Annotated in this window: 1 pseudogene; it reads right to left on the bottom strand. The window is 50.5% G+C overall.

From position 1 onward, the window contains the following. Positions 1-515: pseudogene (locus H8S55_RS14635) on the bottom strand (MobQ family relaxase); the annotation flags it as partial.

Here is a 515-nt window from a genome sequence, read left to right as displayed (position 1 = left end):
TTTTTCTGTCGTGTTTGGGGTCGATTTTGGAGCTTTTGTTCCTCTGTACGCTCGTTAAATCGGGCGGCAGTATCTACACATGACTTGACCTTCCAAAGGCGGTGTAAATCGTCTCTGACGGTCTTAAACTCGCCGTAGGTGGTGTTGTGCGCCTGTTCCAGCTCGTCATACTCTTCGGTCAGCTTTTTCATATCCACCTTGCCGTCCGGGAACTCTCCGGTCAGCTTGCGTCTGGCGGCGTAGAACTGTTTCAGTTCCGCTTCATGCTCTGCCTTGTACTTGGCTCTGGGCTTCTCAAACTTGATTTTCTGCAAGCCGTCATAGACAGGCTTCAAGCTCTGGAAAGCAGCGGAGCTGTCATAGAGCTGCTTAATTGCTTTCATTCGGGCGGTCTGTTCGTCCAGCGTTTTCTTCAAGCTCTCTGTGGCAGCACTGTGTTCGCTGACACGGCTTTCCAAATCTTCAAGGGAGTAAATGCCGTTTGCCCGGAGATAATTGAAAGTCTCGTTCATCTC

This window comes from Flintibacter faecis, assembly GCF_014287875.1.
Classification (GTDB): domain Bacteria; phylum Bacillota; class Clostridia; order Oscillospirales; family Oscillospiraceae; genus Lawsonibacter; species Lawsonibacter faecis_A.
Note: the sequence above shows the minus strand (reverse complement) of the source record. Positions and strands in the feature narration are given on the sequence as shown.